Genomic DNA, 8,579 nt, shown 5'->3' on the forward strand with positions numbered 1-8,579 from the left:
GTTTAAAGCCTCTCCTTTTAAGGGGATAATAAATAAAAATTTTCCTTTGAGTCAATCCTCTTCTTTTCAAAGAGAGGTAATTCTAAATTCTAAATTCTTGAAAATGCACCACCACCAAACTTTTTTACAAAGGTTTTAAATCTGGTTCTACCCAATTTTTTTGAGCTGACTCAGACATCAGAAATTCTCTACTGTAATATTCAAAAGGTAAAGCTGAATTTTCGTAAAAGTTGACTAAATTATTGGCATTTTCTGCAAAAGAGTTATTCGCTGAATTTGTAGTCAAATATTTCTGAATCATTTTTACCCAAAACAGCGTAATTGTTTCGTTATAACCACTATCTTTAGTATTTTTAGTACCTACTGCAACATTATATTTTTTGATGCGATCGCGAATATTATTTATTGCTTCTAACTCGGAATAGTTAGTCAAATACCAAAGCGCAACAATCAAATGTGCAGCATGAGTCCAATTATTTTTTGGTAGAGTACAATTATTGAATTCTCTGACAAGATTTTCTAACTCATTACTGGTGAAATCAAAAGTTTTATTGCATATACAAAAATTATTTCAAAGAAACTGTTGCTCCTAATTCCTCTAATTTTTGCTTAATCTGTTCGGCCTCCTGAATATTGACATTAGATTTAATAATTTGGGGTAAATTATCAACAACTTTTTTAGTTTCCTGTAAACTTCCAAAGAGATTTAAACTGCGTATATCCTTAATAAAATATATTTTTTTATTAGCAGGAAATTCCTCTAATACAATATCAAAAATAGTTTTTGATTCATGGTCATCTTGATCATTATTGTCGAATTTTTCATTAGGTTTTACTACAATAATTCGATCTGCACTTACTTGAAAAAAATCTTCTATTTGTTTCACCAATTCTGTAGCTTATAACATTGTAATATATTTGAGTTTTTCCAATATTTCATCAGTTTTTATAGACATGATGCTTTCTCCATATAATAAAATTTTTATCTACTAAAAATTTATCGATAAAACTGCTCAAACAAACATTTGGTTTACTCATTTATTATTGATTATTATATAAAACCCCATCCAATTCTTACTTCTGCCCTCTGCCTTCTGCCTTCGTTAATAGAATTATAAAATCATCTCGCGCAATTCAAGAAAGCTGTTTGTTTATACACAGGAATTGAACCTGTATTAGCTTTCGCTAGCTTGATTATGAGTCAAGTGCCTTTACCATTTGGCTAGTATGTAAGCTTTCTTAGTTTGGGCGCGAGATGATTTTTTTTCATGTTAATAAATCTATTTTTATATCTGTTATTTACCTGTTTTTAAAATCTAAATTAATATCACCTCGCGCAAGTAAAAAAAGCTGTTTGTTTATACACAGGAATTGAACCTGCTACAATCGATTAATAGTCGAATGCTCTACCAAATTGAGTATGTAAGCTTTTTCAGTTGGGGCGCGAAGTGATTTTATTAAACTCTTTAATTAAACTATTCTAACTTCATTATTCAAGATACAAATGGCATATTAACTGATGGAATTTTACTCATTTTAAAATCTCTAGAAAATAACAGATTAAATATTTAGTTTTCCAGGTTCAAATTTTGGAGTGATCTGCCTATGTATTTACCGTATATAATATTTTATACATCAGCAATACATAATTTTCCAGGGAATAAGAAAAAAAATCAAGATGTTAAAGACTGGGAATATTAGTATTTACAAATTTTTGCCATAAACAATATTAGTATGAACTTTACGAAAACCCACAGACTCATAAAGTCGAGTTGCTCCCGACGGGTTCTCAGCATCAACACCAAGTAACGTCTTATCTATACCAACAGCTCGTAAACCCTCCATTCCAGAAAGTAACATCGCTTTTCCTAAACCACGCTGACGAAAACCACGACGAGTACCCAAAGTATTTATCCAACCTTCTTTTCTTCCCTTGTGCTTATTCTCTTCTGGATAAAAACAACAGTAACAAAAAGCTGCAAATGTACCATCAGGAGCTATTGCAACCCAGGTCAAGTCTGGTCGATAGTTAGGGTCGCTTACTATATATTCCACCTGCTCAACTTTCACCTCATGGAAGTTCCAATGGTCAATAAATGTTTGATTATACGCTTCTACCCATGCTTCTAAAAATCTTCGCTGCTCCTGCTTACCAGAAAACTGCGCAGAGGAGTGAGACTGCAACGTAAAACCTACAGGTAACTCCGGTTTGGGAAGAGGTTCGGTGAGTGATCGCTCCATCCCAAAAAAGTAACGCTTGGGAGTGAAACCACAATTTTCTAATAATGCAATGCGTTCGGTTTGAGTATCGCGAACAGGCGATCTAAAATTGGCATATACACCCTTATCTCTAGCGACTTCTTTCATTCGTGTTTCACCCCACCTAATGATTTCTTGCTCTATACCTTCACTTCTAACAGTGGGATGAACTCTGAAGGAGAGAAGAGCATCAACTGACTCTTGTATTAATAGCTTCCCAAAACCAATGAGTTTACCTTCTCCATCTTCCCAAAGACGAATGTCACGCTCTTTATCTATATCTGGAGCATTAAATTCTTGTCGCAGATCCGAAACAGATACCCATTCATCTAAGCGATCGACTGCTTCACAAACTTGTAAAAATTCAGCGATCGCTTCTAGATCCGTTTCACCTTGATAGGAGCGAGTTACTAACGTTTTCATAAAAATTTATAATGGTGAAAATTAAGATTTTTTTTTACTTATTTATTTTTTCAAATAGTTAAATCAAATAGTTGAAAATTACTTCGCACAAGTCGAAAAAGTCATGAATACGTTTACAGTCGTTCTTATCAGTTTTTAATTTGACAGTGGACTCGCTAATTTTATCTCATAGAGACTTAAAAAGCTTCGCTATTTCGGTCGCCCGAACATCGCTACCTTAGGACCCTATAGTTAGGAAATGTATGTATACTTTATCAGTTGGGGTGCGAAGTAATTTCAGTTATCAGTTATCAGTAAAAGTTTAATTTTGTATTTTTTATTTTTATTAAAATAGTTAAAAATCACCTCGTGCAAGTCAAAAAAGCTGTTTGTTCATACACAGGAATTGAACCTACTACACTTTGTTCTTGAGACAAATGCTCTACCAATGAGCTAGTATGTAAGCTTTCTCAGTTAGGGCACGAAGTGAAATTTTAACTACTATTAATATGTTCCGCACAAGTCAATAAAGCGTTTGACACTAACGCTCTATCCATTGAGCTACATTCCCTAAAAATAGTGGGAATGATAGGAGTCGAACCTATAACCTTTGGTTTAGTAGACCAAAATGTATGTACGCTTTACCAGTTAGGGTGCGGAACATAACGAAGTCAGAAGTCAGAAGTTGTTTTTGTAACGGGGATTAGAGAAACGCTCCAAAAACGGCCGATCAAGGCGGGGTTTTAGACCCAATTATTTTGATAATAAGATATTCCTATTAATAAGGAGGTTTTATTTAACCGTAAACTGCTTCGGGGCGAACAATTAAATCTCCACTGGGACGATGGTCTAAAACGTAGGAATTAAAGCGTTCTTTACCCACATCAAAATATTGAGCTAGGCGTTCTTTAATAGTATTTTCAGTCATATTTTCTCTGATGCCTAATTGATTTTCTGTAACATCATAAGAACGTCCTTCAAATCTAATATGAACCATATCACCACCTCCTAATTTTTTTGATATTATCTGTTACAATATGAATCGTCTTTCTAGATAATAGAGTTGTTGAACGTTATTGATTTTTTTGTTATTTTATTTGAGAAAGCAGAATATTTTTCTGGTTAATTTTCTGCTTCTTTTGGGTTGATAAAACGCCGATAATATTGAAATTTACCAGATTTAAACCAACCTAAAATTCTATGAGTGTAAAGTAATAGCTTATGCAATTCAGGTTTTGTGTAATACCTGATGGATGTTAGTTGAAATTCCGATTAATTATTTAATTTTCTAGGTGCAGATATGGCTTTTTTATCTGGAGGTTATTTACTTTTCCTTTGACTGCCACATTTATATGCTACATAAATAATACATAAAGTGTCAAGGGGGTGGGAGAATTTTTTTTCAGGATTTTGAAAGCTAGCTATATCAATAGATACAGGCATATTTTAGTTAGTAAAATGGAGATATTCGTCCAAAAAATTGTCATAAAATCTAAAATCTAAATTTATCATAAAAGAGGGAGTAGGGAAAAAGAATGGATGATTTCTGTGGGATAATAATTTTATTGGAGATATCTAATAGTTTTAGGAAGAACTAAGATGAGCGAAAAATTTGCAGCAGTTGTCATAGGTGTTGGTTCAGAAGCAGGTTTAGGTGCGACACTTGCTAAATATTTTGCTCAAAAAGGTTTGCACGTTTTTGTTGCTGGTCGTAGCGGAGATAAACTACAGTTAATTGTGGAAAAAATCACACAACAAGGGAGTACCGCAACTGCTGTTGTTACTGATGCAACAGTCGAACAGGATGTCGAACAACTGTTTGCAGTTGTGGAAAAAGCAGGTTATCCTCTCGATCTTGCTGTCTACAACGCTGGTAACAATATTCCGGCACCCTTATTAGAAACAGACAGCGAAACCTTTATCAACCTTTGGCAACAAAATTGTTTTGGTGGATTTTTATTTGGAAAACAAGCGATCGCTACTATGAAAAAGCGACAACAAGGTACTCTTATTTTTACAGGAGCGACTGCTTCATTAAGAGGAAAACCACCTTTTACAGCATTCGGAGTCGCAAAAGCAGGTTTAAGAACATTAGCTCAAGGGATGGCGCGAGAATTTGGTTCCCAAGGTATTCATGTTGCTCATGTCATTATTGATGGTGTCATTGATGGGGAAAAGTCTCGCACAAAGTTCCCAAATTTTGTTTCTCAAAAAGGTGAGGAAGGTTTATTACAACTTGAAGCTATTGCGGAAACGTATTGGGCAATTCATCAACAACATTCCAGCGCATGGACTCACGAACTTGATTTAAGACCATTTAAAGAGTCTTTTTAATTTAGGGAGTATTCATTAATTAATAATTAATAATGGATAATTAATAATTAATAATTTCCTTTGGTTAAAACCATAACGGAATTGAATATAAGGAAATTTTATTTCTTTTTTTCTCCTTAAAAGGAGAGGCTTTAAACCGAATAGATTAATTGTCAATTGTCAATTTGTAATTAGACCTCTTCAAAAATTTGAACCGTGCTATAACAGTTTTAGAAACTTTTATAGAAATGTCTATTTAGGAAACAGGGAATAGAAACTTTTTTCCAAGTTATTAATTCTGTCAATGCTAAAAAAACTTTATGTCAACAACTTTAAATGTCTGTTTAACTTTGAAATTGAATTCTCAAATATAAATTTACTACTAGGAGCAAATGGTTCTGGCAAAATAACAGTTTTTGAAGTTTTGCATAAACTCCAAAAATTTATATTAGGAGAATTTGAAACTACCGGAAAATATTATCAAGTCTCAGAAATTTTTCATCAGCAAGATTTAACTAGATGGCAAAACTCACCTATCCAGAAAAAAGATATGCATTTACCTAATGAAAAAATAGCTATTTTTGTGCCTGCCAGAAATATAGAGACTTGGTTTTCTTATATTAATGGTAAAGATGTTAATGAAGAAGATGATTACAAAGATAAAACTCTAAATATCACAGACAGAATTACATTAGCTAAAGCTTCAGCAGAAAAATTAGCATCAGATATCTGTCCTCAAGGACTTGATGAAAATGCTCCTGCTTCTCTACATCATGCTTGTAATGAACTGCGAAGATTACAATTAGATTAGAAATTATATTCATTAGGGTGTCTGACGGGACTCGTTCGCGAAGCGTTCTCGAAGAGTACCCGCTTTCTCCGGTGTCACAAACCGACGTTTCGACCACTTCAACCTCAGACACCAAATGGAAACTAGGGGATTTGAACCCCTGCCACGACTGTGCAAGAATCGTATGCTCCCATTACACCAAGTCCCCCTTTGATTAAGTTGATAATTTTTTAATTTGAGTCGCGATCGCGCAATTTTTCCCGAACCGCCATTAAAATCAGTCCTAACTTATTTTTGCCCGTCCCATCTTTACCACAACCCCAATAATCATCACTAGGTGAATTCTCCACAATCAACTCATCGCCTGTAGACATCAGAATTTCCCGAATGTCAGCATGAGTTTCAAATTTTTTTAATACACCCCCTTCCATAATTTCATCCTTGACCTTTTCCCAATCTGGTCGTAGAGGGTATTTTCTACTGCGCCCCATCTTTGCTGCCTCTTTTGGGGTTTTGACTTCCCGAATTTTATCAAACCATAGACGGTCTGTAGTAGCAAACTTCTGGCCTTGAAAATAATGTTCATTCGTCGGCCACCAAAACCCATCAAGTTCAAAACCATGTCGGGAAAAATTAGAAAAGCAACCATAAATTTTTGTACGAACACCGTAAAAATAAATAGGCATAATTAATTATTTGGGGTTTGAATCAGCAATTTTTCTTTCTGGCTCCCCCCTTTGAAAGGGGGGTAGGGGGGGATGACCAATTGCAAATTGCCCAGCGTGCAAGTTATGAGAGCGTTTTATGCGCTTTCTCAGTTACTAGGGGAACTCCGCCGATGAGTTACCACACACTCTTTAAAGGATTGCTACTTTGAAGCCAACCTATCGGGTTCTTCGCACTCCCCGTTCTCACGCGCCCACTGTGTTTAATAGTGTTACTATTCCTCTCGTACTAAGTATGTAAGCTCTAAATGTTGGGTCACGCTAGGAACTATTGCATGGGTTAGTTTTAAATAAAGTCAATGAAAACAACCTCCTTTTTTAGTGGTACATTTTGAACATTAATGTGTTCAACGCCTCCACCAGGACTTGAACCTGGAACCTTCCTTTAGAAGAGTGTTGCTCTATCCATTGAGCTATGGAGAGGATGTCAAATCACACCTGCATTTGGTGGCGGAGGTGAGAGTTGCACTCACTGATTTTTAGGGTATGAACCTAATAAGCCACTCTTGCTTCATCTCCGCGTGTCACCAATACTCCTGATATCATGTCCGCACTTTATCGTTTGTGTGAACCCAAGGGTGAATATGCACAGGCAATTTAAGTTTTTTCTTGCTCAATAGTCTTCCTTTCAAGGAGAGGTAATTCTAAATTCGCGCATTCTAAATTCTTGAATTTTGGCGGTGTACTTGTATCCTTTTACTTGAGTTTTGCTTGCTTACCCACAACAAAAATTTTTCCATTTGTGGTTCATTTTTCAGTTTTTCAACAGTGTTTAACTCTTTTGCTAAACGCTTGTTATCAAAGAAGGCATGAATTTGCCGATGACAGGCCGAACAAATATTAATAGTGGGACCTGGGTTAATTTTTTGGCGTTTGGTGTTTTGTTTGGGAATTAGGTGATGGACAGTTAATTTTTCCATCTCCCTTTCACACAGTTCGCATTGCATAGAGGTGTGTTTTAATATCTTAAATTTCTCTTTTTCTCTAACATTTACTCTTCCTTTATCTACGGAAAATTTGTAATATGGGATTATGCGATCGCCAATCTTCCCAAAATCATCACCACCTTATACTACAACACAAGGTTTGATTTTCCAGATTTAGAGACATTCCCATAACTGGCATAAATTAATACTACACAATATATTACAATATTGTCAAGGGGGTAGAGAAAAATTTTTGGTAGTCCTGTATCATAATGGTGAATAACGGCTGAAATATAGACTATAGACTCGTTTAATTCAACTTTAACGCGAGGTCTCCTCGCCATATCCATCAGACCAAGAGAAAATAGAATATTCTATATTTCAAACCTCCTGATTGTAGGGGTACTGATAACTGATAACTGATAACTGAAATTACCTAAACTGCCTTAATATAAGCTATTTGAGTATTAACCCTCCGGAAACCAACCGACTCATAAAGTCTCGTCGCACCCGAAAGATTATCCGCATCAACATACAACATCGCTGTTTCCATACCCTCTGTTTTCAACAATTTCAGTGCTGACAACAAAATACCACGCCCTAACCCCCGTTTCCTGAAACCACTTCGGGTGCCAAGGAGACTAACTAAACCATCTTTGCGTTTATTCAACTCATTATTTTCTGGGTGAATCTGACAATCACAAAAAGCAGCAAAAATACCATCAGGCGCAACTGCAACTAAACTTAATTCTGACCGATATTTAGGGTCATTGAGTTTATTCTTCACAGACTCAACAGTAATATCTTGATGATTCCAATGATCGATAAAAGTTTGATTAAACATTTTCGTCCAAGCTGCTGCATCTGCTTCATTTTCTATATGTTTTAGGGTGAAACCTTCTGGAAACTCAGCTTCTGGAATAGGGTCAGTAAGCGATCGCTCCATTGTCAGAAAATATCGCTCAATTGCAAAACCACAACTTTCTAATAAAGCTATACGTTCAACATTATCACTATGTCCTCCAGACAGCACTTTAACCTTGACATTCCTTTCCCTACCCACTTCCCGCATCCGTTTCTCTCCCCACTCCAGAATTTGAACTTCTAAATTATTGCCTTGAGCATTGGGGTCAACTCGAAACCACAAAATACCTGCAATATCTG

9 protein-coding genes and 6 tRNA genes are annotated in these 8,579 nt (G+C 35.5%); 2 read left to right on the forward strand and 13 right to left on the reverse strand.

The genetic code is table 11. The features are described from left to right. Positions 1-124: 124 nt before the first annotated feature. The 7 genes from F6K13_RS07880 to F6K13_RS07910 all read right to left on the reverse strand — a co-directional run bounded on the left by F6K13_RS07880 (position 125) and on the right by F6K13_RS07910 (position 3,658). On the reverse strand, positions 125-433 hold the full coding sequence (locus tag F6K13_RS07880) for a hypothetical protein (RefSeq protein ID WP_240039174.1): 309 nt from the start codon (positions 431-433) through the stop codon (positions 125-127). Between the two features lie 133 nt (positions 434-566). Next, positions 567-887, reverse strand: coding sequence for a ribosomal protein L7/L12 (locus F6K13_RS07885; protein WP_161564713.1), 321 nt, complete (start codon positions 885-887; stop codon positions 567-569). 264 nt (positions 888-1,151) lie between these two features. Next, positions 1,152-1,227 (reverse strand) — tRNA-Met (locus tag F6K13_RS07890). 136 nt (positions 1,228-1,363) lie between these two features. After that, positions 1,364-1,421, reverse strand: a tRNA-Asn gene (locus F6K13_RS07895). A 283-nt stretch (positions 1,422-1,704) separates the two neighbouring features. Further along, a complete protein-coding gene (locus tag F6K13_RS07900; protein ID WP_124147286.1) occupies positions 1,705-2,682 on the reverse strand; it encodes an N-acetyltransferase in 978 nt (325 codons plus the stop codon). Positions 2,683-3,055: 373 nt separating this feature from the next. After that, a tRNA-Leu gene (locus F6K13_RS07905) sits at positions 3,056-3,124 on the reverse strand. A gap of 333 nt (positions 3,125-3,457) precedes the next feature. Continuing rightward, on the reverse strand, positions 3,458-3,658 hold the full coding sequence (locus tag F6K13_RS07910) for a hypothetical protein (protein WP_124147285.1): 201 nt from the start codon (positions 3,656-3,658) through the stop codon (positions 3,458-3,460). Positions 3,659-4,260: 602 nt separating this feature from the next. On the opposite strand from F6K13_RS07910, the gene F6K13_RS07915 reads away from it, so the two are divergent. Both F6K13_RS07915 and F6K13_RS07920 read left to right on the forward strand, forming a co-directional pair. After that, positions 4,261-4,995 (forward strand): SDR family NAD(P)-dependent oxidoreductase, encoded by a 735-nt coding sequence (locus F6K13_RS07915; RefSeq protein ID WP_124147284.1) that lies wholly within the window; start codon positions 4,261-4,263, stop codon positions 4,993-4,995. Positions 4,996-5,278: 283 nt separating this feature from the next. Next, the gene (locus F6K13_RS07920) at positions 5,279-5,785 is read left to right on the forward strand and encodes an AAA family ATPase (RefSeq protein WP_124147283.1); all 507 of its coding nucleotides are present in this window, start codon (positions 5,279-5,281) and stop codon (positions 5,783-5,785) included. Between the two features lie 16 nt (positions 5,786-5,801). Here the strand turns inward: F6K13_RS07920 and F6K13_RS07925 are convergent. The 6 genes from F6K13_RS07925 to F6K13_RS07950 all read right to left on the reverse strand — a co-directional run. Beyond that, positions 5,802-5,897: transfer RNA gene (locus F6K13_RS07925), tRNA-His, on the reverse strand. A gap of 4 nt (positions 5,898-5,901) precedes the next feature. After that, a tRNA-Ala gene (locus F6K13_RS07930) sits at positions 5,902-5,972 on the reverse strand. A gap of 22 nt (positions 5,973-5,994) precedes the next feature. Beyond that, a complete protein-coding gene (locus tag F6K13_RS07935; RefSeq protein WP_124147282.1) occupies positions 5,995-6,450 on the reverse strand; it encodes an NADAR family protein in 456 nt (151 codons plus the stop codon). A gap of 484 nt (positions 6,451-6,934) precedes the next feature. Beyond that, positions 6,935-7,010 (reverse strand) — tRNA-Met (locus F6K13_RS07940). A 138-nt stretch (positions 7,011-7,148) separates the two neighbouring features. Continuing rightward, the gene (locus F6K13_RS07945; RefSeq protein WP_124147281.1) at positions 7,149-7,436 is read right to left on the reverse strand and encodes an HNH endonuclease; all 288 of its coding nucleotides are present in this window, start codon (positions 7,434-7,436) and stop codon (positions 7,149-7,151) included. 415 nt (positions 7,437-7,851) lie between these two features. After that, positions 7,852-8,579: GNAT family N-acetyltransferase (locus tag F6K13_RS07950; RefSeq protein WP_287287164.1), on the reverse strand; the 728-nt coding region annotated here is incomplete at its 5' end.

The organism is Okeania sp. SIO2B9 (assembly GCF_010672505.1).
In the GTDB taxonomy this organism is placed as follows: Bacteria; Cyanobacteriota; Cyanobacteriia; order Cyanobacteriales; family Microcoleaceae; genus Okeania; species Okeania hirsuta.

Excerpts from the sequence above, each read along its gene's own strand:
- F6K13_RS07935 (WP_124147282.1), bottom strand. The coding sequence starts at position 6,450 with ATGCCTATTTATTTTTACGGTGTTCGTACAAAAATTTATGGTTGCTTT.
- F6K13_RS07915 (WP_124147284.1), top strand. The coding sequence starts at position 4,261 with ATGAGCGAAAAATTTGCAGCAGTTGTCATAGGTGTTGGTTCAGAAGCA.
- F6K13_RS07920 (WP_124147283.1), top strand. The coding sequence starts at position 5,279 with ATGCTAAAAAAACTTTATGTCAACAACTTTAAATGTCTGTTTAACTTT.
- F6K13_RS07900 (WP_124147286.1), bottom strand. The coding sequence starts at position 2,682 with ATGAAAACGTTAGTAACTCGCTCCTATCAAGGTGAAACGGATCTAGAA.
- F6K13_RS07910 (WP_124147285.1), bottom strand. The coding sequence starts at position 3,658 with ATGGTTCATATTAGATTTGAAGGACGTTCTTATGATGTTACAGAAAAT.
- F6K13_RS07945 (WP_124147281.1), bottom strand. The coding sequence starts at position 7,436 with ATGCAATGCGAACTGTGTGAAAGGGAGATGGAAAAATTAACTGTCCAT.